This is a genomic window from Cupriavidus sp. GW823-FHT06D04, assembly GCF_058795055.1.
The window spans coordinates 63,906-88,360 of the sequence record NZ_JBXAHL010000003.1; the positions used below are offsets into that span (position 1 = coordinate 63,906).

The 24,455-nt window shown below is 67.2% G+C and carries 23 protein-coding genes and 2 riboswitches; of the genes, 8 read left to right on the forward strand and 15 right to left on the reverse strand.

Annotated elements, in window-relative coordinates; genetic code table 11:
- The 3 genes from AC1Q7H_RS06370 to AC1Q7H_RS06380 all read left to right on the forward strand — a co-directional run.
- On the forward strand, positions 1-1,962 hold a 1,962-nt coding region (locus AC1Q7H_RS06370; RefSeq protein WP_492381058.1), incomplete at its 5' end, for a coiled-coil domain-containing protein.
- Positions 1,959-2,606 (forward strand): OmpA family protein, encoded by a 648-nt coding sequence (locus AC1Q7H_RS06375; protein ID WP_013952165.1) that lies wholly within the window; start codon positions 1,959-1,961, stop codon positions 2,604-2,606. The genes AC1Q7H_RS06370 and AC1Q7H_RS06375, both read left to right, overlap by 4 nt.
- Positions 2,599-3,294 carry a DUF2894 domain-containing protein gene (locus tag AC1Q7H_RS06380; RefSeq protein WP_013952164.1) on the forward strand — a complete coding sequence of 232 codons (696 nt, stop codon included), beginning with the start codon at positions 2,599-2,601 and terminating at the stop codon, positions 3,292-3,294. The genes AC1Q7H_RS06375 and AC1Q7H_RS06380 overlap by 8 nt, the downstream gene beginning before the upstream one ends.
- Before the next feature lie 16 nt (positions 3,295-3,310).
- On the opposite strand, the gene AC1Q7H_RS06385 is transcribed toward AC1Q7H_RS06380, so the two are convergent.
- Positions 3,311-4,324 carry a zinc-dependent alcohol dehydrogenase family protein gene (locus tag AC1Q7H_RS06385; RefSeq protein ID WP_211979665.1) on the reverse strand — a complete coding sequence of 338 codons (1,014 nt, stop codon included), beginning with the start codon at positions 4,322-4,324 and terminating at the stop codon, positions 3,311-3,313.
- 92 nt (positions 4,325-4,416) lie between these two features.
- Between AC1Q7H_RS06385 and AC1Q7H_RS06390 the strand changes: the two genes are divergently transcribed.
- A complete protein-coding gene (locus tag AC1Q7H_RS06390) occupies positions 4,417-5,337 on the forward strand; it encodes a LysR family transcriptional regulator (RefSeq protein ID WP_211979664.1) in 921 nt (306 codons plus the stop codon).
- A 22-nt stretch (positions 5,338-5,359) separates the two neighbouring features.
- Here the strand turns inward: AC1Q7H_RS06390 and AC1Q7H_RS06395 are convergent, their stop codons facing one another.
- The gene (locus AC1Q7H_RS06395) at positions 5,360-6,214 is read right to left on the reverse strand and encodes an amidohydrolase family protein (protein WP_211979663.1); all 855 of its coding nucleotides are present in this window, start codon (positions 6,212-6,214) and stop codon (positions 5,360-5,362) included.
- Positions 6,215-6,339: 125 nt separating this feature from the next.
- On the opposite strand from AC1Q7H_RS06395, the gene AC1Q7H_RS06400 reads away from it, so the two are divergent.
- The 3 genes from AC1Q7H_RS06400 (at position 6,340) to AC1Q7H_RS06410 (ending at position 9,147) form a co-directional block, all read left to right on the forward strand.
- Positions 6,340-7,089, forward strand: coding sequence for a GntR family transcriptional regulator (locus AC1Q7H_RS06400; protein WP_035828325.1), 750 nt, complete (start codon positions 6,340-6,342; stop codon positions 7,087-7,089).
- 26 nt (positions 7,090-7,115) lie between these two features.
- The gene (locus AC1Q7H_RS06405; RefSeq protein ID WP_013952159.1) at positions 7,116-8,096 is read left to right on the forward strand and encodes a tripartite tricarboxylate transporter substrate binding protein; all 981 of its coding nucleotides are present in this window, start codon (positions 7,116-7,118) and stop codon (positions 8,094-8,096) included.
- A gap of 61 nt (positions 8,097-8,157) precedes the next feature.
- Positions 8,158-9,147 (forward strand): Bug family tripartite tricarboxylate transporter substrate binding protein, encoded by a 990-nt coding sequence (locus AC1Q7H_RS06410; protein WP_035828322.1) that lies wholly within the window; start codon positions 8,158-8,160, stop codon positions 9,145-9,147.
- A 25-nt stretch (positions 9,148-9,172) separates the two neighbouring features.
- Here the strand turns inward: AC1Q7H_RS06410 and AC1Q7H_RS06415 are convergent, their stop codons facing one another.
- The 3 genes from AC1Q7H_RS06415 to AC1Q7H_RS06425 are packed head-to-tail and all read right to left on the reverse strand — an operon-like array spanning position 9,173 to position 13,249.
- Positions 9,173-9,676 carry a TlpA family protein disulfide reductase gene (locus tag AC1Q7H_RS06415; RefSeq protein WP_114136060.1) on the reverse strand — a complete coding sequence of 168 codons (504 nt, stop codon included), beginning with the start codon at positions 9,674-9,676 and terminating at the stop codon, positions 9,173-9,175.
- Positions 9,673-10,893, reverse strand: a complete 1,221-nt coding sequence (locus tag AC1Q7H_RS06420; protein ID WP_211979662.1) for a sialidase family protein — start codon at positions 10,891-10,893, stop codon at positions 9,673-9,675. The genes AC1Q7H_RS06415 and AC1Q7H_RS06420 overlap by 4 nt, the downstream gene beginning before the upstream one ends.
- 25 nt (positions 10,894-10,918) lie before the next feature.
- Positions 10,919-13,249 carry a TonB-dependent receptor gene (locus tag AC1Q7H_RS06425; protein WP_013952155.1) on the reverse strand — a complete coding sequence of 777 codons (2,331 nt, stop codon included), beginning with the start codon at positions 13,247-13,249 and terminating at the stop codon, positions 10,919-10,921.
- A 156-nt stretch (positions 13,250-13,405) separates the two neighbouring features.
- Positions 13,406-13,504, forward strand: a riboswitch (glycine riboswitch).
- A riboswitch (glycine riboswitch) is annotated at positions 13,505-13,623 on the forward strand.
- 11 nt (positions 13,624-13,634) lie between these two features.
- Here AC1Q7H_RS06425 and AC1Q7H_RS06430 point away from each other — a divergent pair.
- Positions 13,635-14,948 (forward strand): D-amino acid dehydrogenase, encoded by a 1,314-nt coding sequence (locus AC1Q7H_RS06430; RefSeq protein ID WP_330995911.1) that lies wholly within the window; start codon positions 13,635-13,637, stop codon positions 14,946-14,948.
- Positions 14,949-15,027: 79 nt separating this feature from the next.
- On the opposite strand, the gene AC1Q7H_RS06435 is transcribed toward AC1Q7H_RS06430, so the two are convergent.
- From AC1Q7H_RS06435 to AC1Q7H_RS06480, 10 genes are all read right to left on the reverse strand, one after another.
- Positions 15,028-16,044, reverse strand: a complete 1,017-nt coding sequence (locus tag AC1Q7H_RS06435) for a branched-chain amino acid ABC transporter permease (RefSeq protein WP_211979660.1) — start codon at positions 16,042-16,044, stop codon at positions 15,028-15,030.
- On the reverse strand, positions 16,044-16,928 hold the full coding sequence (locus tag AC1Q7H_RS06440) for a branched-chain amino acid ABC transporter permease (protein WP_013952152.1): 885 nt from the start codon (positions 16,926-16,928) through the stop codon (positions 16,044-16,046). The genes AC1Q7H_RS06435 and AC1Q7H_RS06440 overlap by 1 nt, the downstream gene beginning before the upstream one ends.
- Before the next feature lie 10 nt (positions 16,929-16,938).
- The gene (locus AC1Q7H_RS06445) at positions 16,939-17,664 is read right to left on the reverse strand and encodes an ABC transporter ATP-binding protein (RefSeq protein ID WP_013952151.1); all 726 of its coding nucleotides are present in this window, start codon (positions 17,662-17,664) and stop codon (positions 16,939-16,941) included.
- 17 nt (positions 17,665-17,681) lie between these two features.
- Complete coding sequence (locus AC1Q7H_RS06450; protein ID WP_492378878.1) at positions 17,682-18,455, reverse strand: ABC transporter ATP-binding protein; 774 nt, start codon at positions 18,453-18,455, stop codon at positions 17,682-17,684.
- Between the two features lie 49 nt (positions 18,456-18,504).
- Entirely contained in the window at positions 18,505-19,194 is a 690-nt protein-coding gene (locus AC1Q7H_RS06455; protein WP_211979658.1) for a DUF2848 domain-containing protein, read from the reverse strand.
- A gap of 67 nt (positions 19,195-19,261) precedes the next feature.
- Positions 19,262-20,488, reverse strand: coding sequence for an ABC transporter substrate-binding protein (locus AC1Q7H_RS06460; RefSeq protein ID WP_211979657.1), 1,227 nt, complete (start codon positions 20,486-20,488; stop codon positions 19,262-19,264).
- A gap of 47 nt (positions 20,489-20,535) precedes the next feature.
- Positions 20,536-21,879 (reverse strand): amidase, encoded by a 1,344-nt coding sequence (locus AC1Q7H_RS06465; RefSeq protein ID WP_211979656.1) that lies wholly within the window; start codon positions 21,877-21,879, stop codon positions 20,536-20,538.
- Between the two features lie 2 nt (positions 21,880-21,881).
- Positions 21,882-22,262: a cupin domain-containing protein gene (locus AC1Q7H_RS06470; RefSeq protein WP_010812510.1), complete on the reverse strand. Its 381-nt coding sequence runs from the start codon at positions 22,260-22,262 to the stop codon at positions 21,882-21,884.
- Positions 22,263-22,307: 45 nt separating this feature from the next.
- A complete protein-coding gene (locus AC1Q7H_RS06475) occupies positions 22,308-23,792 on the reverse strand; it encodes a 4-hydroxyphenylacetate 3-hydroxylase family protein (protein ID WP_013952146.1) in 1,485 nt (494 codons plus the stop codon).
- A gap of 36 nt (positions 23,793-23,828) precedes the next feature.
- A complete protein-coding gene (locus AC1Q7H_RS06480) occupies positions 23,829-24,374 on the reverse strand; it encodes a flavin reductase family protein (protein WP_013952145.1) in 546 nt (181 codons plus the stop codon).
- Positions 24,375-24,455 lie beyond the last annotated feature (81 nt).

The window sequence follows — 24,455 nt, forward strand, 5'->3', positions numbered from 1 at the left end:
GACGAGATCAGCACGACGCTGGCGCAGAGCGTGCGCGAGATCTCGGCCCAGACCCAGGCGCATGCCAGCCAGACCCTTGCGGAGATCGACCGCTTGGTGCAAGCCGCTTCGGACGCGCCGAAGGCGGCCGTCGCGCTGCAGGCGGAACTGGCTTCGCGCGATGCACAGCGCTTCGCCGCCTGGACCGACACGCTCGGCACCATGACGGCCGCGTTGCGGCAGGAGTGGGAGCAACTGAACGCGCATACGGTAAGCCGCCAGGACGAGATCAGCACGACGCTGGCGCAGAGCGTGCGCGAGATCTCGGCCCAGACCCAGGCGCATGCCAGCCAGACCCTCGCGGAAATCGACCGCCTGGTGCAAGCCGCGTCGGACGCGCCGAAGGCGGCCGTCGCGCTGCAGGCGGAACTGGCTTCGCGCGATGCACAGCGCTTCGCCGCCTGGACCGACACGCTCGGCACCATGACGGCCGCGTTGCGGCAGGAGTGGGAGCAACTGAACGCGCATACGGTAAGCCGCCAGGACGAGATCAGCACGACGCTGGCGCAGAGCGTGCGCGAGATCTCGGCCCAGACCCAGGCGCATGCCAGCCAGACCCTCGCGGAAATCGACCGCCTGGTGCAAGCCGCGTCGGACGCGCCGAAGGCGGCCGTCGCGCTGCAGGCGGAACTGGCTTCGCGCGATGCACAGCGCTTCGCCGCCTGGACCGATACGCTCGGCACTATGACGGCCGCGTTGCGCCAGGAGTGGGAACAGCTGAACGCGCATACGGTAAGCCGCCAGGACGAGATCAGCACGACGCTGGCGCAGAGCGTGCGCGACATCTCGACCCAGACCCAGGCGCATGCCAGTCGCACCCTCGCTGAGATCGACCGTCTGGTGCAGGCTGCAGCGGACGCCCCGAAGGCGGCCGTTGCGCTGCAGGCCGAGCTGGCTGCGCGCGATGAACAGCGCTTTGCCAGCTGGACCGATACGCTCGGCACCATCGCCGCCACGCTGCGCCAGCAGTGGGAACAGGCCAGCACGCACGCCGCCACCCGCCAGCAGGAGATCTGCGAGGCGCTGGCGCAGACCGCGCGCGCGATCTCGACCGAGACGCAGGCGCATGCCAGCACCACCCTCGCCGAAATCGACCGCCTGGTGCAAGCCGCGGCCGAGGCACCCAAGGCCGCCACCACATTGCAGGCGGAACTGGCATCGCAGGACGCGCAACGCATGGCTGCCTGGACCGATACGCTCGGCACCATGGCCGCATCGCTGCGCCAGGAATGGGAACAGGCCAGCGCACACACCGTCAGCCGCCAGCAGGAAATCTGCGAGACGCTGGCCGTCACCGCGCGCGACATGGCAGCCCAGGCGCAGGCCCAGGCCACCGGCACCATCGCCGAAGTTGCCCACCTGATGCAGGCCGCATCCGAAGCGCCCAAGGCCGCCGCGGAGGTCATCGCGGAACTGCGCGAGAAGCTCACCGACGGCATGGCGCGCGACAACGCCATGCTGGAAGAACGCAGCCGCATGCTGGAAACGCTGGGCACGCTGCTCGATGCCGTGAATCATGCCTCCACTGAGCAGCGCAGCGTGGTCGACACCCTGGTCGCCACCACGGCGGACCTGCTGGACCGCGTCGGCACGCGCTTTACCGACAAGGTCGAATCCGAAACCGGCAAGCTCACCGACATCGCCGCGCAGGTCACCGGCAGCGCGGTCGAAGTCGCGAGCCTGGGCGAGGCCTTTGGCGTGGCGGTGCAGCTGTTCAGCGAATCCAACGGCAAGCTGATCGACCACCTGCAGCGCATCGAGGTCGCGCTGGACAAGTCGATGACGCGCAGCGACGAGCAACTGGCCTACTACGTGGCGCAGGCGCGCGAAGTCGTCGACCTGAGCATGCTGTCGCAAAAGCAGATCCTTGAGGACCTGCAGCAGCGCGCCGGCCAGCAAGCGCCCAGCGCAGAGGCGGCATGAGAGAGGACCTTGACGCCGGCGTTGAGCCGACCGTTCCCGCGTGGGCGGTCTTTGGCGACCTGATGTCGGTCCTGCTGGGCGCGTTCGTGCTGGTCCTGCTGGGGGTCATCGGCGTGCAGATGGAACTGTCGGCCAGGCTGGAAGCCGAGGTGAAGCAGCGGCAGGAGGAAGCACAGCGCCGCGAGACGCTGGAAAAGGCGCTGGCGGGGCCGCTGGCGGCCGGCCGCGTGACGCTGGTGAACGGGCGCATCGGCATCAGCGGCAACGTGCTGTTTGCGCTCAACTCAGACCAGCTGCAACCTGACGGCCGCGATCTGCTGAAAAGCCTGGCGCAACCGTTGTCAGCCTACCTGCGCAGCCGCGACGAGATCCTGATGGTGAGCGGCTTTACCGACGACCAGCAGGTGCGCGAAGGCAATCGCCGCTTTGCCGACAACTGGGAGCTGTCGGCGCAGCGCGCGCTGACCGTGACCCGCACCCTGATCGATGCCGGCATCCCGCCCACCTCGGTGTTCTCGGCCGCCTTCGGTTCGCAGCAGCCTGTGACACCGAATGCCGATGCCGAGGGCCGCGCGAAGAACCGGCGCGTGGAGATCTCGCCGGTGCCGCGCGTGACCGCGGGCACGGTGAAGCCGCATGGCTAGCCTCGACGTGGCAGCCGATATCCGCGCGCAACTGGACGCCTGGCAGGCCAGCGGCGCCGACCAGGCCGATCCCGTGCGCTTCCGCCTGATGGAGGCGCTGGCCCGTCGCTGCGCCGGACACAGTGGCGCGGTGCGGGGCTTGCTGGATGAGCGCCTGCGAGGTCTGGCCGCCGCGTATGCAGCCATCGTGCAGCGGTACACAGGCAACGATAGCGATATTGCCGATGGTGGCGCGCCGTCCACGCCAACGTCCAGCCCGACAGCCAGCGCGCTTGGCGCACTCGTGCACGACATCACCGCGCGCGCCAGGCCCGCCGTCGCGGTCGCCTCGAACGATGCACGGTCGCCCGCGCCGGTGCCGGCACACGCCCCCCAGTCCAACGCGCCGCTGGTCGATGCCCTGGCCGACTACTTCCGCGAAACCTGGGCCAGGGTCAGCGTCGAGCAGCACTTCCGCCTGTCGCTGGAACGCGTGCCGGAGAATGCCGGGCCGCTCAATACCGACCATCTCGTGCATCGTTCGCTGTCGCTGATGCGCGAGACCTCGCCGGAATACCTGCGGCATTTCCTGTCCTATGTCGAGGGCATGTCCTGGCTGGAGCAGTTGGGCGCAGCGGCGGCGGCCGAGAAAGAAGCGGCGCGCGCCGCCGCGGCCAAAAAGAGCGCGCGCGGCAAGGCTCGCAAATAGCAGTCCGGCCCGCGCCTCAGCGCAGCCGCACCACCACCTTGCCGAAGGCCCCGCGTTCCAGGTGGTCGAGCGCCGCGGGCAAGTCCCCGAAGTCATACTCGCGCTCGATCACCGGGCGCAGCCCCAGCCAGTCCACGGCACGCACCAGGTCCTGCAGCGCGCGCCGGTGCGACACGCCGATCCCCTGCACGGTCACGCGGCCATGCAGCACCGGATAGACGCTGGCGCGCAGCTCATCGCCCTGAAGGTTGCCGATCACCGAGATCCGGCCGCCCTGCGCCAGCGCGGCCAGCGACCGGCCGAAGTTGTCTCCGCCAGCCAGTTCCAGCATATGGTCGGCACCGCGGCCGCCGGTCAGCTCGCGCACGGCAGCCGGCCAGTCAGCGGTGCGGCCGCGATGGACGCCATGCGCCGCGCCCAGCTCCTGCACGCGCGCCAGCTTGTCGTCGCTGCCGGACACCACGATCACGCGCGCACCCTGTGCGCGGGCGATCTGCACGGCAAACAGGGCCACGCCGCCGGTGCCGATCACCACGACGGTGTCGCCGGGCCGCGTCACCGTGGCCTCGGCCAGGGCTTGCCAGGCCGTCAGGCCGGCGCAGGTCAGGGTGCTGGCCTGCGCGGCGTCGAGCGTGCGCGGGGCCGACATCAGCGAATCTTCTGCCAGCACCACGTACTCCGAAAGCATGCCGGGACCAGGCACGCCCAGCGGCATGCTGCGGCGCGGCTGAACGCCATCGAGCCAGCCGGTGAAGAAGGTGCTGATCACGGCGTCGCCAGGGGCAAAGTCGGCTACACCTTCGCCAATCGCCACCACCTCGCCGCGCATGTCCGACCCGGGAACCAGCGGCGGCTGCACGGGCATGCCCATGCCGTCCTGGATGATCAGCAGGTCGCGGTAGTTCAGGGCCACTGCATGGACCCGCACGAGCACCTCGCCGGGACCGGGCACGGGAATGGGCGCGTCGACGCGACGCAGGTTGTTGCGGCCGAAAGCGGACAGTTGCCAGCGTTGCATGGAGGACGTCATGGGGTACTCCGGTCTGTTGAAAACGGTGAACCCACTATACTGATTCCCTGACAGATCCATTGGGCAATCGATGTCCTTCCCATGTAGATCCTATGGAACCAATTACCCATGACCGGCTGGCCGGGATCTCCGCCTTCGTGGCCGCCGCGGAGGCCGGCAGCTTTGCCCAGGCCGCGGCGCGCCTGGGGCTGACGCGCTCGGCCATCGGCAAGGCCATCGCCCGGCTTGAGGCACGCGTCGGCACGCGCCTGTTCGTGCGCACCACGCGCAGCCTGGCGCTGACCGACGACGGCCAGGCCTTTTATGAACGCTGTGCCCAGGCGCTGGAAGACCTGGATGCCGCCCAGCTCATGCTCGAAGCCGGGCGCAGGGAAGCGGCCGGCCGGGTTCGCGTGAGCGCCCCGGTGGTGTTCGGCCGCCACCATGTGGCGCCGCTGCTGCTGGAGCTGGCGGACCGTCATCCGGAGTTGCGGCTGGAAGGGAATTTCACCGACCGGCTGGTCGACTTTGCTGACGACGGCATCGACCTGGCCATCCGCAGCGGACGCCTGCCGGACAGCGACATGCTGGTGGCACGTCCGCTGGGCATGCAGGCGATGGTGCTCTGCGCCGCGCCCGGGTACCTGCGCAAGCATGGCACGCCGGCCAGCATTGCCGACCTGGCCTCGCACCGCTGCCTCGTCTACATGCATGGCGGCGAGTCCGTGCCCTGGTCACTTGCCGGTCCCGACGGCAATATCGCGCGGCCGGAACTGGCGCACCGTCTCGGCTTTGACGATATCGACACCATCGCCGCCGCAGCCATACGTGGCGCGGGCCTGGTCAATGTCCCGTTGTGGCTGGTGCGGCAGCCGCTGGACCAGGGCACGCTGGTGCGCGTACTGCCGCAAGCCTCCGTCATCCGGACCCCGCTGCACCTGGTGTGGCCGCGCACCCGTTTCCTGCCGCACAAGCTGAGGGTGACGATCGATTTGCTGGTGGAGGCGATTCCCGGGGTGCTCGCGCTGGACTGACGCCGGCGGCGCAAGTCGCCCGCTATCCCTTCACCGCAAACCCGTACAACGCTGCGGCGTTGCGCCACCGGAGCGCAGCGGACAAGGCCGCGCCGGCCTCCTCGCTGTCACCGGACGCCCCTTGTCCCGGCCATGCGGCAAGCATCCGGCACTCGTCGACCCGAGCCGGCGCCTCGTGATTGGTCCATGGCCAGTCGCTGCCCCACAGCAAGCGGTCATCGCCCACGACTTCGCGCCATCGCTGCGCAAGCCCGTGCCAGTCCTGAGGGGATGCAAGCCGGTACGGCGCGCTGATCTTCACCCAGACCTGGCGGCGCGCGCGCACGGCAGTGGCCACGTCGAAGATCGCATCCGCGGTTCCTGCGGGGCCGGGCCGGCCAAAGTGGTCAAGCACGACCGGCGCGCCGGCATCGCCAAGGGCCGCGTCAAGCTGCGCCAGCACCATGGCGCCATCGCCGTTGCTGGTATGGAGTTCGACATGCCAGCCCAGCCCGGCGATCCGGGAGAACAGCCCGCGCCACGGCGCGGTGGCAATGCGCTGCCAGTCCGGATCGCCATACAGGTTCAGGCGGATGCCCCGCACGCCGGCGCCGTGCAATGTGGCCAGTTCCTGGTCCGTCACTTCCGGGTCGACCACCGCGACGCCGCGCAAGCGCCCGGGCATGGCCTGCAGCGCGGCCAGCAGCGCCGCATTGTCGGTGCCGAGAAAGCTGGGCTGCACCACTACCCCATACAGCTCTCCGAGTTCTGCAAGCCGGACGTGCCAGCCCTTCAGGTCGGCGGCATAGGGCGGCCGGTAGCGGGCCGATGGCGCGGCCACTCCGGCATCGAAGACGTGGAAGTGGGTATCCACCAGCGGCAATGCGCGCTTGCTCATCAGTCAGTCCCTCCGTGGCGCGGCTCAGTGGCGCGGGTATATCCGGATATGGCATCCGAACCCGCGTCAGTATTCTAGTCCTCTAGAGGACATCGGCATTGACATCAATTTAGCACGGGTTCGGCATGCCAGACAACGCGCTGCTCCAGACTACAACCACCGCCGCGGGCCTGAGCCGCTACGGCCAGATTGCGGCGGAACTGCAGGCAAGGATCGTTTCGGGCGCGTGGGCGCCCGGCAGCGCCATTCCTGCGGAAGGCGCGCTGGCCAAGGAGTTCGGCATCGCGCTGGGCACCATCCGGCAGGCCATCGCCGTGCTGGTCCAGCAGGGCCTGCTGGAGCGCGTGCAGGGCAAGGGCACCTTCGTGCGCAAGGGACTGAGCGGGGCCAGCCTGATGCGGTTTTTCCGCTTCGGCGGCGCCGATGGCGCGCCGGCGGTGCCGCGCTCGGAAATCCTGTCGTGCCGCGCCGTGCGCCTGGACAAGGCCATGGCAACCCGCTTCGGGCTGCCGACGGGTGCACGCGGGCTGGCAATTTCACGCCGCCGCTGGCTGGATGACACGCCCCGGCTGCTGGAATCGATCTGGCTGCCGCTGCCGCGCTGCGAGGCCCTGCAGCAACTCCCGCCGGTGCAATGGGGCGACCTGCTCTACCCGCTGCTGGGCAGCGCCTGCGGCATTACGGTCCATCGCGCCGTTGATGAAGTGACCTTCCGCACGCTAGCAGCAGACGAGGCCGCCTTGCTGGACTTGCCGGATGCGCACCCGTGCGCGGTCGTGACCCGGCATGCCTTCGACCTGGGCGGCAGCTGCATCGAATACCGGCTGACGCGGGGCGACGCCTTTGCCTTTCGCTATACCGCGGACGTCCGCTGACGGACCGCACCCGAGGAGACAGACCCATGCACGCACGCCACGCGATCGCCGCCACGATCGCTGCCATGATCACCACCACCACGCTGGTGCAGGCCGCCGACACCGCCGCGGCCTGGCCGGCACGCCCCATCACGATCGTGGTGACGTATCCGCCGGGCGGCGGCGCGGACCTGATGGCACGGCTGATCGCCCCGGGTCTCGGGCGCGAGCTGGGCCAGACCGTGATCGTCGAGAACCGCCCGGGTGCCGGTGGGCAGATCGGTGCAGCCTATGTCGCCAAGGCGGCGCCGGACGGCTACACGATGATGGTCGATGCCTCCTCGTATGCGGTGAATCCCAGCCTCTATCCGCGCCTGCCCTACGATCCGGACAAGGCCTTCCGGCCGGTCGGCGTGCTGGCGCGCTATCCCAATGTGCTGGTGGCCACGGCGAGCTTCCCTGCCAGCAAGGTCAGCGACGTCATGGCCATGGCCAGGCAAAAGCCAGGCTCGGTCGCCTTTGCGTCCTCGGGCAATGGCTCGGCGCAGCATCTGGCGGGCGTGCTGTTCGAGCAGCGCGCGGGAGTCGACCTACTGCATGTGCCCTACAAGGGCGGCGGCCCCGCCATGACCGATGTCATCGCCGGCCAGGTGCCGCTGTTCTTTGCCAACGTGGCGTCGAGCCTGCAGCACATCAAGGCCGGCAAGCTCAAGCCGCTGGCAGTGACCAGCCATGCCCGCACCCAGGCATTGCCGTCCGTGCCCACCATGCAGGAAGCCGGCGTGGCGAGCTACGAGGTCTATGAATGGAACGCGGCTTTCCTGCCCGCCGCAACGCCGGACCCGATCGCAGCGAAGCTCGCTGACGCCCTGCAGAAAGTCATGACCAGCCCCGAGATCCGGCAACGCGTGGCCGAGCTGGGCGGCGAGGTCGTGGCTGCGCCGCCAGCACAGGCACGGCAATTCATCGACGGGCAGACCCGGCTATGGGCCAAGGTCATCCGGGACGGCAACATCAAGCCCGAATAGCACCCGCCAGCACCGCCCCTGCCCCACCACGGCCCAGCTACAGAACCTTCAGGAGAAATACATGACCTCGATCAATCCCCTTCGCCGCCATCTGCTCAAGACCACCGCCGCGCTGGGCGCGTGCGCGCTGGCGCCAACGCTGGCGCGTGCCCAGGCCTGGCCGGCCAAGCCGATCCGGCTGGTGGTGCCGTTCGCGCCGGGCGGCAGCTCGGAGATCGTGGCGCGCTCCACCGCGGCGGAGCTGACCAAGCTGCTTGGCGTGTCAGTCTTCGTCGAGAACAAGCCCGGCGCGGCCGGCAATATCGCGATGGGCGAAGTCGCGCGCGCCGATGACAACCACACGCTGATCCTCGGCCATATCGGCACGCTGGCGGTCAATCCGTTTATCTTCCCGAAGCTGCCCTACGACCCCATCAAGGATTTCCGCGCGATCTCGCTGCTGTCGAAGGTGCCGAGCCTGTATGTGGTCCACCCCGACGTGCCCGCGAAGAACCTGAAGGAGTTCGTGGCGCTAGCCAAGAGCAAACCCGGCAAGCTGAACTACGGTTCGGCCGGCAACGGCAGCGCCGGCCACCTGGCCTTTGAATACCTGAAGGCCGCGACCGGCACCTTCATCACCCATGTGCCGTATCGCGGCAGCGGCCCGCAGATCACCGACCTGCTGTCGGGGCGGCTGGACGCGGCCGCCGTCGGCGCACCGGCGATCATCCAGTTCATCAAGGCCGGCAAGTTGCGCTGCATCGCCACCGGCACGACCCAGCGCATTCCCCAGCTGCCTGACGTGCCGACGGTTGCCGAACAAGGCTATCCCGGCTTCGAAATGACGCAATGGTATGGCCTGCTGGCACCGGCGTCTCTGCCCCAGGCGGCCGCCGACAAGCTGGCGGACGCCACCGTGAAAGCTGTGAAGAGCAAGTCGTCGGTCGAGCGCCTGAGCGCGGATGCGGCGATTGTGGTGGGCGACACGCCGGCGGAGTTCTCGCGCTTTATCGCGCAGGAACAGCAGCGTTGGAAGCCGATCATTGCGCGCGCGGGGATCAAGCCGGATTGAACGGGCAGCCGCTCCCGGCGCAGCCTCAGCCGGCGATGCCGGCCCAGCGCAGGTGCTTGCCCCAGTCGGCGTCGCTGATCACGCCGGACACGCCCTGCCGCTGGCCATCGGCGCGATAGAAGTAGGTGCGCGGCATCTCGCCCATCCAGTCCGGATCGACCGCATAGCGCAACCGCTCCTGCGGCTCGTGCCCGAACACCCACGCGTTGCGCGTCAGCCTGACGCGCTGGAGCAGTTGCTGCACCTGTGGCAGCGCGTCGGGGTTGTCCGTCGCCAGCGTGACGACGCGCAGGTCCCGGTGCTGCGCGCGCAGCTTGCCGATGGCGTCGAAGTTGCGCTTGCAATAGACGCAGTCGAGCGACCACACCACCAGCACAAAGGGCTTGCCCTGCTGGCTGGCTGCCAGCTGGGTGGCGCTGGCCGATGCGAACACGGCGACGCGCTCGGCCGGCGCACTGCCGGCATTGGCGGCAGTCATCGCCAGGGTCAGGACGGCAGCGGCGAGCAGCTTGCGGCGGGATGGCATCATGCGCCCTCCTTGCCCAGCGGGAACACCTGGAAGCCCTCGGCCTCGGTACGCCACAGCACGTAGGCGCGGCCCGCATGCTGCAGCAAGTGCGGCTGGTCCGAGTCGCGCTCCGTGCCGGCAAGCTTGCGCGTCTGCCAGGTCTTGCCGCCGTCTTGCGACAACATCGCCGACAGGCGTGTCTGCTGGCCGTCGAACGATTTCCAGGTCACCGCGATCTCGTTGTCCTTCAGCGCGACGATATCGGCATGCTGCGCGCGCGGGTCGTCCAGCGGGCGCTGTGCCAGCAGCTTGCCGTCCTTCCAGCGCCCCACCGAGACCGTGGGCTTGCCTTCGCGCACGTTGAACCAGACCATATGCACCGTGCCATCGGGCGCCACCGAAGCGCCGGGGCCGTGGTGCGGGCAGGCGTCGATGCGCCAGTCGTCGAAGGTGGCGCGCTGCATCGGCGTGGCCCTGCCGTCGGTGCCCAGCAGCGCCAGCGCGTGGTCGCGCGCGTTGGGCGGGAATACATGGCGCCACAGCGCCAGCATCTTGCCGTCAGGCGTGGGCGACAGCGCGATGCGGCAGCATTCGCACGACTGGTCGGCGATCTTGTAGTCGGCCTGGAAGGTCTTGCCCTGGTCGGCCGAGACCGCGTAGTAGACCGCGGCGCCGGCGTACGGCTGCTTGCGCGCCTCGGCGGCAACCACGTCGCGCTTGTCGATCCAGCTGACGAAGACGCGCCCGGCGTTGTCCACCGCGATGGCGTCGAAGCGGTGTGCGATCTGGTCGCGGTTGGCATGCACCGTCAGCGGTTCGGCAAAGGACTTGCCGCCATCGGTGGAGCGCGCAAAGCGGATAAAGCCGGTCCACGGCTTGGGCAGCGGCTGGGTCCAGGTGACGTAGATCTCGCCGTCGCGCCCCGCGGCCACCTTGGGCCGGCTTTCGTGATCGGCGGCAACCTGCTCCGGCACGCTGTTGACATGCTGCGCCGGCCCGAAGCTGCGGCCGTAGTCGGTCGATGCACGTACCGCGACGTAAGGGCCGTCCTTGTAGGCGACCCACAGCTTGCCCTCGCGATCGAAGGCCGCGCCGGTGCCCAGCTCGCTCATCTTCGCGGTCTTGGCCTGGCTGCCGTGGCCGGCGTGATCGCCGTGCGTTTGCGCGGTCGCGGCCAGCGCGGCGCCGGCCATCAGCCCGGCAACGATCAGACGGAAACTGGGGCAAACGCCTTGCATGGGTGTGGTCAGCCTGTTCACGTGCTCAGAAGGAAAGTTTCGCCTCGGCGTAGAACGTCCGGCCCGGATACGGGTGGTAGACGTAGTAGCGCTGGTCGGTGAGGTTGTCGATGCCAAGCCCGAGGCGCACGTTCTTCGCGGGCCTGTACGTCACCTTGACGTCAAAGGTCAGGAAGCTGCTGGTGCCGCCGAAGGTGTCGGGATTGACGTCGGAATTGTCGAGCGTATTGTACTGCCGCCCCGAATAGGTCATGGCCAGCGTGCCGGCCCAGGCCGGCGTGATGCGATAGGTTCCCATCAGGTTGGCCCGCCACTTGGGGATGCGGTAGAAGTACTTGCCCACCGAGGCCGGGTTGTTGGCGTTCTCAAGCGTCTTCGAATGGTTGTAGGCCCCGCTGGCCGACAGGTCAAAGCCGCTGACGAACACATCGCGCGCGTCATAGGCCAGCTCGATGCCGCGGGTGCGCACGCGGTCGACGTTCTGGAAACTGGTGACAGTCGGGAATACCGTGGTGTTGGTCTGGCTGACCAGGGCATCGCGGATATCGTCCTCATACACCGAGACCCGGAAGTACGACGAATCCAACGTGCGCTCGAAGGTCAAGTCCTTCGAGAACGACCGCTCTGGCCGCAGGTTGGGATCGTTGTTGATCAGCGCGGTCCCGGTGATGCGGCCCTGGAACAGCTCGCTGACAGTCGGGTAGCGATAGGCCTGGCCCAGCGACAACCGGCCCAGCCAGTCCTGCCCGAAGGCCTTCTCCAGCGCCAGCTTGGGCGACCAGTTGGATTCGCTGCGCACCGGGTAGCCGATATCCGCGCCGGGCTGGCTGCGGCTGCCGTCATAGGCACGCCAGTGTTCGTAGCGCACGCCGGGGATCAGCTTCCAGTCCTCGGCAAAGTACCAGGCGTCCTGCGCATACAGCGCCTGGGTCTCGGTCTTGCCGGCAAAGGCGTTGTTGAAGGCGGTGATGGTGGCCGCCTGCCAGTCCGAGGTGTTGTAGGTGGTGTTGCTCAGCCGGTAGTTGTCGTAGTGATAGCCGAACGTGACCCAGTGCCCGCCCTGCAGCTGCTGCGGGCGGTAGTCGGCCTTCAGGTCGAGCGTGCGCCAGCCGGTGCCGTCGCCATAGGTCACCGTGCCCGGCCCGCTGCCAACGGTGTTGGCGCTGCGGCTGATGTCCTTGCTGACGTCGAACAGCGACGCCACGCCCGAGAAATTCCAGCCGGTCTCGTTGCGCGTGCGCAGCGACAGGCCATAGAGCCAGCGCGCGTCCTCGCCATTGCTCGGGGCAAAGGCGTTGGCGGGAATCACATACTCGTAGCCGCCGATATTCACTGGACCGTTCGACACCACGTTGCCACTGGCATCGCGCAGGTAGCTGCCCGTGGCGCTGGAGCGGTCCTGTTGCCAGTAGGCGGCAGTGAACTGCGCCTGCAGGGTATTGGTGATGTCGTAGCCAAGCTTGAGCTTGAGCTGGTCCTGCACGGTATGCGTGACGCCCTCGCTGTTCACGCCCATCACCACGCGGTCGCGGCCGGTCTGGTCCTGGTCGAAGTGGGCGCCGGTGACCGGCTTGTCGGCGGAAGTGGCACGGGCCGTGGAGCGCGCCGCGGTATAGAAGCTCAGCGGCTGGCTCTTGCTGTCCTGCCGGTCCACGCTGACCAGCCACGAGAACGGGCCGACGCGGTCGCCCACATAGGCGTTGGCGTGGACCCCGTTGAAGTTGTCGTGCGTGCCGTACAGGCTGAAGCGCTGCGTGAACAGCTGCACGCTGGCATCGCCCTCGAACTTCTCCGGCGTGCGCGTGGTGATCAGCACCGTCGCACCCAGCGAGTTGCCGGGATACAGCGCCGAATACGGGCCGTACAGCACATCCATGCGCTCGATCTCAGCGCTGTTGACCAGCGACCAGCGCGGCGGGAAGCTGAAGTCCGATCCCAGCAGGTTGGACAGCAGCAGGCCGTCCGCATAGACCAGCCCCCGCGCCGACTGGCGCGAACTGGTGCTGCGCACCGAGATGATCGAGTTCATATCGCCGATGAAGCGCTTGCGTACGGCGAGGTTGGGCGCGTATTTGAGGGCGTCTTCCGTGTTCACCACATTGAAGTCGGCCATGCGGCGGCTGCTGATGCCGTAGGCCGGCGAGGGCGTGTTGGGCGGTATGGCCGGCGTCTCGCCGCGCTCCGACTTGGCCGAGACCACCACCTCCTGCAGCGGCTCGAGCGCGTCCACCACCTGGGCGGCGGCGACGGCGGGGCCCATCAGTACCGCCGAAACGGCCAGTGCAATGCGATTTTTCTTCACTGGAAAGCCTTGTTGTCGTCTTTTTTTTTGGCTCACTCCACCTGAGCGCAGCATACGGCGCTTCTCCCCGAGAGCGAGCGCTGACATTTTATGGGGCATGGGGACGCAGGCCGATGCGACATAGCGACGCGGGCGGCAGGCCGCCTAAGTGTTAACCCGCATATCCAACGTCGGACCTTGTCACTACATTGCCCCGATTGGCGTCAAGCCAATGTGATGCAGGGAGAGACTATCGCGGCGCCCGCCGCGCACAGCGCCGAAGGAGCAACCGCCCCGGAAACTCTCAGGCAAAAGGACCGGCATCACCAGTCAGTGCACTCTGAAGAATGCCGGACGCTATCGTCCGCCGGCATACCGAAGGAGCAAGCGTACCCCGCCCTGGCGGCCGGGTGTCGTGAATCTCTCAGGTCCAGAACAGAGGGGGCGTCCGCCACGCATATTGCGTCCGGGCTCCCACCATCGACGTTCCTGGAACCTGCAGATCATGAAATCAATCGCTGTCATCGGCGGTGGCATCACGGGTGTCACCACGGCCTACGCGCTGGCCCGGCGCGGATTCTCCGTCACGCTGTTCGAGCGGCACCGCTATGCCGCCATGGAGACCTCGTTCGCCAACGGCGGCCAGTTGTCGGCCTCCAACGCCGAGGTCTGGACCCACTGGTCGACCATCGTCAAGGGCATGAAATGGATGCTGCGCAACGACGCCCCGCTGCTACTCAATCCCCGGCCCAGCTGGCACAAGCTGTCCTGGTTCGCCGAGTTCATCGCCGCGATCCCCCACTACCGCCGTAACACCATCGAGACCGCGCGCCTGGCCATCGCCGCGCGTGAGCACCTGTTCGACTGGGCGGCGCAGGAAGGCATCGATTTCGACCTGAAGAAGGAAGGCATCCTCCATATCTACCGCGACAAGGCCGGCTTCGACCATGCCGGCCGGGTCTCAGCGCTGCTGGCGCAGGGCGGGCTGGAGCGCCGCGCCGTGACGCCCGAGGAGATGCGCGCGATCGAGCCGACGCTGGCCGGGTCCTACTATGGCGGCTATTTCACCGAGAGCGATTCCACCGGCGACATCCACAAGTTCACCAGCGGCCTGGCCGCGGCCATCGATCGGCTAGGCGTGCGCTGCCTGTACGGCCAGGACGTGCGGGCGGTGAAGACCGACGGCAGGCGCGCCACCGTGACCGTTCAGGACGGCGCCGACACGGCCAGCTCCACCTTCGACGGCGCCGTGATCTGCGCCGGCACCGCCAGCCGCGCACTGGCCGCGGGGCTGGGCGACCGCGTCAACATCTATCCGGTCAAGGGCTATTCGATCACGGTCAACCTGACCGATGAAGCCAGCCGCGCCGCGGCACCGGTGGTGAGCCTGCTCGACGACGAAACCAAGCTGGTCACCAGCCGCCTGGGCGACGACCGCTTCCGCGTGGCCGGCACTGCCGAGTTCAATGGCTACAACCGCGATATCCGCGCCGACCGCATCCGCCCGCTGGTGGAATGGGTGCAGCAGTGCTTCCCCGGCGTCAGCACGCGCAGCGTGGTGCCTTGGGCCGGGCTGCGGCCGATGATGCCGGATATGCTGCCGCGTGTGGGGCGCGGGCGGACGGCATGCATCTTCTACAACACCGGGCACGGGCACCTGGGGTGGACCTTGTCGGCGGTGACTGCGGATATGGTGGCGGGGATTGTCTACCAGCATCTCGGCGCGAAGCTGGCAGTCGCGCCGGGTGCGTCGCTGGCATTGGCCAAGGCCTGAGCCTGAACTTGCAGATGTTTTCCCCCCTCTCCCATTTAGGGGAGAGGGGAGAGAACTAGGGGCATGGACGGGTTTCGCCTCATTCGGGTCCGCGCCCCAAACTCCCCACAATCCCCTTGCGGAAAGTCAGCACGCACACGATGAAGATGATGCCCGTCACCATCGACACCGATTCACCGAACCCGTTGAACCAGTCGATGCCCGTCACCGCCGCAAGGTAGCCGCCCAGTTCGCCAAGCTTGTTCTCCAGCGCGATCACAACAAACGCGCCGATAATCGGCCCGGTGAGCGTGCCGAGGCCCCCCAGCAGCGTCATCAAGATCACCATGCCGGACATCGACCAGTGCACGTCGCTGAGCGTCTCGAAGCCCAGCACCAGTGCCTTGACCGAGCCGGCCAGCCCCGACAGCGCCGCCGACAGCACGAAGGCGGTCAGCTTGAAGTGGTCGACGTCATAGCCAAGCGACACCGCGCGCGGCTCGTTCTCCTTGATCGCCTTCAGGATCTGCCCGAACGGCGAATGCACCGTGCGCACGATCAGCGCAAAGGCGGCCACGATGATCGCCAGCGCCACGTAGTACAGCGTCAGGTCGTCCGACAGCGGCAGCACCCCGAACAGCTTGCCGCGCGGGATGCCCTGCAGGCCGTCCTCGCCGCCGGTGAACGGCGCTTGCAGGCAGATAAAGAACAGCATCTGCGCCAGCGCCAGCGTGATCATCGAGAAGTAGATGCCCTGCCGGCGGATGGCCAGCGAGCCCACCACGTAGCCGATCAGCGCGCCCGCAGCGGTGCCCAGGATCAGGCCGATTTCCGGGGTCACGCCCCAGACCTTCAAGGCATGGCCGGCGGCATAGCCAGCGCCGCCGAAGAAGGCCGCATGGCCGAACGACAGCAGCCCGGTATAGCCGATCAGCAGGTTGAAGGCGCACGCAAACAGCGCGAAGCACAGCACCTTGAGCACGAACACCGGATACGCACCGGCCAGTGGCGCGGCCAGCAGGCACGCCAGCACCACGCCGTATATCACCTGCTTTGGCAGGCGCCCCGCCACCTGCTGCTGCCGTACGCCGATTGCGGCGATAGATTGTCCGCTCATCACTTCTCCTTTCCGAACAGCCCTGCCGGGCGCAACAACAGCACCACCACCATGATGACGAAGACAACGGTGGAAGATGCTTCCGGGTACAACACCTTGGCCAGCCCTTCGATCACGCCCAGCCCCAAGCCGGTCAGGATCGCACCCATGATCGAGCCCATGCCGCCGATCACCACCACCGCGAACACGACGATGATTAGGTTCTGGCCCATCAGCGGCGATACCTGCATGACCGGCGCGGCCAGCACCCCGGCAAACGCGGCCAGCGCCACGCCGAAGCCATAGGTCAGCGTCACCATCCGCGGCACGTTGACGCCGAACGCCTCGACCACCTTGGCGTTCTCGGTGCCAGCGCGCAGGTAGGCGCCCAGCCTGGTCTTCTCGATCACGTACCACGTCGACAGGCAGACCGCCAGCGATGCCCCAACCACCCACACGCGGTAATTGGGCAAGCGCATGAAGCCGAGGTCGGAGGCGCCCTGCAGCGCCTCGGGCGGTCCATAGGGCAGCCCGGACACGCCATAAACCGAGCGGAAGATGCCTTCGACCACCAGCGTAATGCCCAGCGTCAGCAGCAGGCCGTAGATATGGTCGAGCTTGTAGATCCAGCGCAGCATGGTCTTCTCGATCACCACGCCCAGCGCGGCCACCACCAGCGGCGACAGCAGCAGCATCGCCCAGTAGCTGAGCCCCGCATAGGTCATGCCGGCCCACGCCAGCACCGCGCCCAGCATGAAGAGCGCACCGTGCGCGAAGTTGATGACGCTCAGCAGCCCGAAGATCACCGCCAGGCCCAGGCTCAGCATGGCGTAGAAGGCGCCGTTGACGAGCCCGAGCAACAGCTGCGACAGCAGCGCCGGGAGCGGGATTTCAAACAGATTCATGAGTCGCTCCTTATACGCCCAGCAGTTCGTGCAGCACCGGCATCTTGGCCTGCAGCTCATTGGCCGCGAAGCGCTCGACGATGCTGCCGTGCTCCATCACGTAGAAGCGGTCCGCCAGCGGCGCGGCAAAGCGGAAATTCTGCTCCACCATCACCACCGTGTACCCCTTCTGCTTGAGCATCAGGATCATGCGCGCAAGCGCCTGCACGATCACCGGTGCCAATCCTTCCGAGATTTCATCGAGCAGCAGCAGGTTGGCGCCGGTGCGCAGGATGCGCCCGACCGCCAGCATCTGCTGCTCGCCGCCGGAAAGACGCGTGCCCTGGCTCTGGCGGCGCTCCTTCAGGTTCGGGAACATCTCGTAGATATCGGTCTCGCTCATGCCCTTGCTGGTGTCGGCGCCCTTCAGCACCGGCGGCAGCATCAGGTTCTCTTCGCATGAGAGGCTGGAGAAGATCGCCCGTTCTTCGGGGCAATAGCCAATGCCGTAGTGCGCGATCTTGTGCGTGGGCAGGCTGATGGTCTCGTGGCCATTGACCTTGATCGAGCCCTTGCGCGTGCCGGTCAGTCCCATGATCGCGCGCAGCGTGGTGGTGCGGCCAGCGCCGTTGCGGCCCAGCAGCGTGACCACTTCGCCGCGGTTCACGGTGAGGTCAACGCCATGCAGGATGTGCGATTCGCCGTACCAGGCGTGCAGGTCCCTGATCTCGAGCGCGGGTGTGTTGGATGTCGTCATCTCATTGGTCTCCCGTCTCAGTGCGCGCCCTGCAGGTCCGCGTCGACGGTGCCCATGTAGGCCTCCATCACGCGCGGATCCTTCGAGACTTCCGCATACGGCCCTTCGGCCAGGATCGCGCCACGCTGCAGCACGGTGATCTTGTCGGCGATCGACGAGACCACGCTCATGTTGTGCTCCACCATCAGGATGGTGCGGCCCGCCGAAACCTTCTTGATCAGCTGCGTGACGCGGTCCACGTCTTCGTGGCCCATGCCCTGCGTGGGTTCGTCGAGCAGCATCAGCTCGGGCTCCATTGCCAGCGTGGTGGCAATCTCCAGCGCGCGCTTGCGGCCGTATGGAAGGTTCACCGTCAGCGTCTGCGCGAACTCGGTCAGGCCGACCTGTTCGAGCAGCTCCATGGCGCGGTCATTGAGCACGTCCAGCGAGCGCTCGCTGCGCCAGAACTGGTACGCCGTGCCGAGCTGCCGCTGCAGCCCGATGCGCACGTTCTCCATCACCGTCAGGTGCGGAAATACCGCCGAGATCTGGAACGAACGGATCACGCCGCGCCGCGCGATCTGCGCGGGCTTTTCACGGGTGATGTCGATGCCGTTGAAAAGGATGGTGCCGGTGGTCGGCTCCAGGAACTTGGTGAGCAGGTTGAAGCAAGTCGTCTTGCCGGCGCCGTTGGGCCCGATCAAGGCATGGATCGACCCGCGGCGTACCCGCAGGTTGACGTCGCTCACCGCGGTAAAGCCGCGGAAGGCCTTGCCGAGGTTGCGGGTCTCTAGTATCAGGTCGTGGTGCATGGCCGTGACTCCGTGGCGCTGCCGTGGCAGTGGGGATGGCGCGGCATGCTCAGCCCGCCACGGGCAGCGCAGCGACCGCGTAGGCGTGGCGCAGCGTGCGCCCCAGCGCCGGGTCTTCCAGCTCGATCTCGAAGCGCTCGGCCGGGCGGATGCCGCCGATCGCGGGCAGTGTTCCGCACAGCATCGCAGAGCCTTCCCCGAACTCGCCGCCATGGCCGCAGAAGCGCTGCAGCAGGTCCGCCGGGGAGCGCATGGCGGTCACCGGGCCTTCCTGGTACAGCACGCGCTCGCCGTCGATGGTGGCGTAGGAGCGCAGCACCAGTTGGTCCCAGTGGCCTTCCACCTCGGAAAGGCGCCACAAGGCCGATGCACAGGGCTTCTCGCACATCTGCTTGGACACGGTGATGCCGTAGGTCTCGGCTTCGCGGTCGGTATGGTCCGAGGCAATGCCCACCAGGATGTCATCGCCGTCCCGGACCAGCAGGAACTCGGCTTCGCCGCTGCTGGCCTCGCCGCTGACCTGGATCTCCGGGGCCGGCCCCAGGCGTTGCGCAGCCACACGGTAGAACACCGGGGTATAGGGCGGGCGCTTGACGCCCAGTTCTTCCAGTTCCCGGATGTGGGCTTCCATGGCTTCGACGTCGCGGCCGGTCCAGCCCGCCACGATGAGCTGGTGGATGGTGACGGTGCGTTGCGACTTGCCCTGGCGGCTGTCGAGTTCAAAGGTAAGGGTCTTCATGATCGGTTGCTCTCTGCAATGGGGTGGAGCGCCGGCTGGAATGCCGACCTCGGTGAGGGATATGGGCTTACTTCCTGACCAGCGGGCAGGCGCTGGCGCTGAGCGGGCGGAACGCCTCGCTCGCGGGGATCACGGTCTTGATCTTGTAGTAGTCCCACGGCCGCTTCGACTCCTGCGGCCGCTTCACTTCGACCAGGTACATGTCGTGCACCATCAGGCCATCGGCGCGGATCGTGCCGTTCTTCGCGAAGAAGTCATTGACCGGGGTCTCTCGCATGCGCGCCAGCACGGCATCGCTGTCGTCGGTGCGCGCGGCCTGGATCGCTTTCAGATAGTGAGTGGTCGACGAGTACACGCCGGCATGCACAAGCGTTGGCATGCGTCCGGTCTTCTCGAAGAAGCGCTGCGACCAGGCGCGCGTGGCGTCGTCGCGATCCCAGTAGAACGATGTCGTCAGCGTCATGCCCTGCGCGGCTTGCAGCCCCAGGCTGTGGATGTCGCTGATAAACATGTGCAGCCCGGCCAGTTTCTGCTTGCCCGCGGTGTTGATGCCGAAGTCGGCAGCGGTCTTGATCGCATTGACCGTGTCGGCGCCTGCGTTGGCCAGCCCGATCACCTTTGCGCCCGAGGACTGTCCCTGCAGCAGGTAGGACGACAGGTCGGCGGAGTTGATCGGATGCCTGGCCTTGCCCTTCAGGGTGCCGCCGACACTGGACAGCGCCTCGGTGCCGTCCTTCTCCAGCGACGCGCCCAGGGCGTAGTCGACCGTCAGGAAGTACCAGCTGTTGTCGCCGCGCCGGGCCAGCGTCTTGACCGTGTTGGCGGCAAAGGCGTACGTATCGTACGAATACTGGATGGTGTAGGGCGAGCAGTCTTCATTGCTCAGGCGCGTGGTGCCGGCACCGCTGGCGATGACGATCTTGTGCTTGAGCTTTCCCAGGTTGGACACGGCCAGCGCGACCGAGGACGGCAGCGCGTCCTGGATCACGTCGACCTTCTGGTTGTCGAGCCAGCCGCGCGCCAGCGTGGCGGCGACGTCGGTCTTGTTCTGATGGTCGGCGCTGACCACCTGGATGGGGGCGCCCAGCACCTTGCCGCCGAAATCGTCCACGGCCATCTGCGCGGCCACCACCGAGCCCTTGCCGCCGATGTCGGAGAAGATCGACGACATGTCGGTCAGCACACCGATCTTGACCACGCCGTCGCTGATGGGGGCCGGGTCGACTGCGGAAGCAGTCGCCGCGAACAGGGTGGCGCAGGCCAGTACGGCGGCGCCGGTACGGATATCAGGCATTGTTGTCTCCACTGTAGTTATGGGTACTTCTGTAGTGCTGCGGGGGCTCAGCCCCGCTCGTGCCTCAATGCCGCCTCGATGCCCATGCCGATGGCCAGCAGCCTGCGGTCGGACAGGTGGCGCCCGAACAGCATCAGTCCCACCGGTGCGTCGCCCAGGCGATGGCACGGGACCGACAGCGCGCACAGGTCGAGCATGTTGGCGATGGCCGGGTTGCGCAGCAGCAGCCGGTTGGTGCTGAAGAAGGCTTCGTCGTCGTCCAGGTTCGCGATGCGCGGCGCCACGACCGGCACGGTGGGCAGGACCACGGCGTCGAAGCCCGCCAGCTCGGCATCGGCCTGCCGGCACAGCTCGCCCCTGCGCTGCAGCATGCGCAGGTAGTCGGCGGCACGCTGCCCGTCAGCCAGCCGGATGCGCGACAGCACGCGCGGGTCATAGCGATCGGCCTGCTCAGCCAGCAAGCTGCCGTGCCAGGCACTGGCTTCCGCTGCGACCAGGCCGCCGTTCGCGCCGATGCCGGCCAGCTGGTCCCAGCTGTCGAAGCTCACGTCCTGCAGCAGCGCGCCCGCCGCGGACAGCCGGCGCAGCGTGCGGCTGAAGACCTCGGCCACCTCGTCCGACATGCCTTCCAGCACCAGCCCGCTGGGCACCGCCAGGCGCAGCCCGGCCAGCGGCGCCGGCCCCGCGGGCGGCGCCTCGCCTGCCATCACGGCATCAATGGCGGCGCAGCACGCCACGGTGTTGGCCAGGCAGCCCACCGAGTCATAGCTGGGCGACAGCGGCACCGTGCCCTGCAGCGGCACGCGCCGCGCCGTGGGCTTGAAGCCAGCGATGCCGCACAATGCCGCCGGGATCCGGCACGAACCGCCGGTGTCCGAGCCGATCGCCGCCAGGGCCATGCCGTCGGTCACCGACACCGCAGCGCCTGACGACGAGCCGCCCGGAATGCGGCCGGCTTGCCGGTCGTAGGGATTGCGTGGGGTGCCGTAGTGCGGATTGATGCCGACGCCCGAGTAGGCGAACTCGGTCATATTGGTGCGTCCGACAAACACCGCCCCCGCCGCACGCAAGCGCGCGATGGCCGGCGCGTCGGCACTGGCCGCACGCTCCGGCAGCACACGTGCGCCGGCGCGGGTCACGTCGCCCTGCACGTCGAACAGGTCCTTGACGGATACCGGCACGCCCGCCAGCGGCCCGACCACGCCTTGCTCGCGCAGCATGTCGCTGGCCTGGGCCTGCTTGCGCGCCGCCATGCTCACGCCATGCGGGAATACGCGAGCGCCTTCGCTGCCGGGATTGCAGATACGTTCGACGCATGACGCCAGCAAGGACAGCGCGTTGGCACTGCCCGCGGCAAGCTGGCGCTGCGCGGTTGCGATGGTCGCTTCCATGATCAGGCCGGGTCGTAGTAGTGGATCTCCAGCAGCATGCAGCCGCCGTCGGACTTGAACGGGCCGTGGAAGGCGCCGGGCGGGCGGCAGGCGTAGGTGTTGGGGACGAAGGCTTCGCCGCCCTTGCCATTGGCGTCGTTGCCGACAGTCAGGTCGCCGCTGAGCAGGTAGACCTCTTCCCAGTACTCATGCACGAAGGGCGAGGTGGTGAACACGCCGGGCTGGAAGCGCAGCAGGCGCGTACGGCTGCCGCTGCGGCCGTTCTCGTCCAGCGAGCCGGACAGGATCTTCTGCTGGATGCCCGACGGATAGCCGTGGGGGACCTCCCAGCCGGACTCCAGGTCCAGGGTGTGGAACTCGTCGTGAAGTTTGGTGATTGCCATGTCGATCTCCGTGTTCGATGCGGGAATTGGGAAAGGTGCGGGAAGTCAGGCGGCCTGCGGCAGCTTGGCCAGTTCGCTTTCGAGGGAATAGCTGCCGAGCATGTTGTCGACCAGGCCGGATGCGTTCTGCCAGTCGTAGGTGCGATAGGCATGGCCCTTGGTGACGAAGGTGGCGCCGGCATAGAACATCTCGTACTGGTTGTGGCGCGACGCAAACTCGGAGCCGACCGCGTCCCAGGCGAGCTTGAAGAACTTGACGCGCTCTTCCGGGCTGCACACCGGCGACTTCTGCGTCTTGGCGATGATCCCGGCGAGGGACGGATTGGCGAAATCCTCGATGCTCGACGGCAGCATGATCATGCCGCCGCCGGCCAGCTCGCGCAGCGTGGCCAGCACCTTGCCGTAGAGCTGCTGGGTCACCACCTGCGAGCCGTACAGCATGCTGCGGTCCGGCACGAAGTAGCCGTGCTTGCCGACCTGGCCCTTGGCTTCCATCCCGTAGACCCAGGCCTCGACCATGCCCGCCTCTGCGGCCAGCTGGCCCAGCATTTCCCTGACCTGCGGGAAGCTGCTGGTGCCGTTGATCTCGGTGATGCGGTGCGCCAGGCCCACCAGGAAGCGCAGCTTCACCATCAGCCGCACCTGGCACTGGTAGTTCTGGTAGACGTGCGCCGGCGTGGCGTGGAATTGCCTGGCGCACAAGCCCACGTCGCCCGCGACGAAGATGCGCTCCCACGGCACCTTGACGTCGTCGAAATAGAGCACCGCGTCGTTCTCGTCAAAGCGGCTGGCCAGCGGGTTGTCGAACACCGAGGTGGCATTAGCTTCATACGACTTGCGCGACATCACCTTCAGCCCCTTGGTGTTCATCGGCACCGCGAAGGACAGCGCATACATCTCGTCGCCCTCGCGCAGCGGCTGGATGCAGCTGCAGAAGACCTCGTTGGCCATGATGCCGCTGGTGGCCAGCATCTTGGCGCCGCGCACGGTGATGCCTTCCGCGTCCTGGTCGACGATGCCCACGGCCAGGTACTTGTCTTCCTGCTCGTGCGCGGACTTGGACTGGTTGGCCTGCGGGTTGACGATCACATAGGTGAGGAACAGGTCATTGTCGCGGGCATAGCGGTAGTAGTCGCGCAGCGCGCCGGCACGTGCCGGATCGGCCTGCTCGAAGACATCGATGCCCATGTACATGCCCGAGATGCAAGAGGCCACGTGGTCGGGCGAGCGGCCCATGAAGCCGTAGTGCAGCTCGGTCCAGGCTTCCAGCATCTGGCGGCGTTCGACCAGCTCGTTGTAGCTGGTCGGCAGCTCCCAGATCCGGCTGACGCGCCGGTCGGTGCCCGCTGGCTGGAAGGTCATCTTGTCGACATTGCCGGGCTGCGCCTGGAAGTCGTAGAGGTTGGCGTAGCTGCGGATCGAGTTGCGGAAGGCCGGGTGGCTGGTGACATCCGTCACCCGCTTGCCGTCCAGGTACACCTCGCGCCCATCGCGCAGCATGACAATGTGCTGATTACCGGTCTTGATCATGTCGTTCTCCTGTGCTGACTGTCTGTTCTTGTGGATTCAGGCGGCGGCCGGGCTGTCTTCCAGTGCCCGGTACTTGCCGCCAAAGAAGATGAGGGGCCGGCCGTCCTGGCGGGCCTGGTGACGGACCACCCGCCCGATAAAGATCACGTGGTCGCCGCCGTCGTGCATGGCATAGGGCTCGCACTCGAAGGTGGCCAGCGCGTCCGGCAGCAGCACGTGGCTGTCCTCGTTGCGCTTGCTGAAACCGATGCCTTCCCACTTGCCGGAATTGGCCCTGGCGAAGCGGTTCGAGATATCCTGCTGCGCCTCGGCCAGCACGTTGACGGCATAGCGCCGCGCGCTGCGCAGGTCGCCCAGGCTCAGGCAGCGGCGGTCCACCGAGAACAGCACCAGCGGCGGGTCCAGCGATACCGAGTTGAACGACGCCACCGTGATGCCGACCGGCAGCCCTTCTTCGCGCGGCGCGGTAATCACGGCAACGCCTGTTGCAAACATCGCCAACGCATTCCTGAAGCGGCGGTGCGCTTCTGCGTCCGCTTCGGCGTCCGCTTTGACGCCCTGACCAACAGATGACTCAGCCATCACGACTCCTACACAAGTGTTCTCATCCAACCGGTTATTTTGTTTATTTACCTTTGTAACTTAGGTTTTATTGAATGCTAT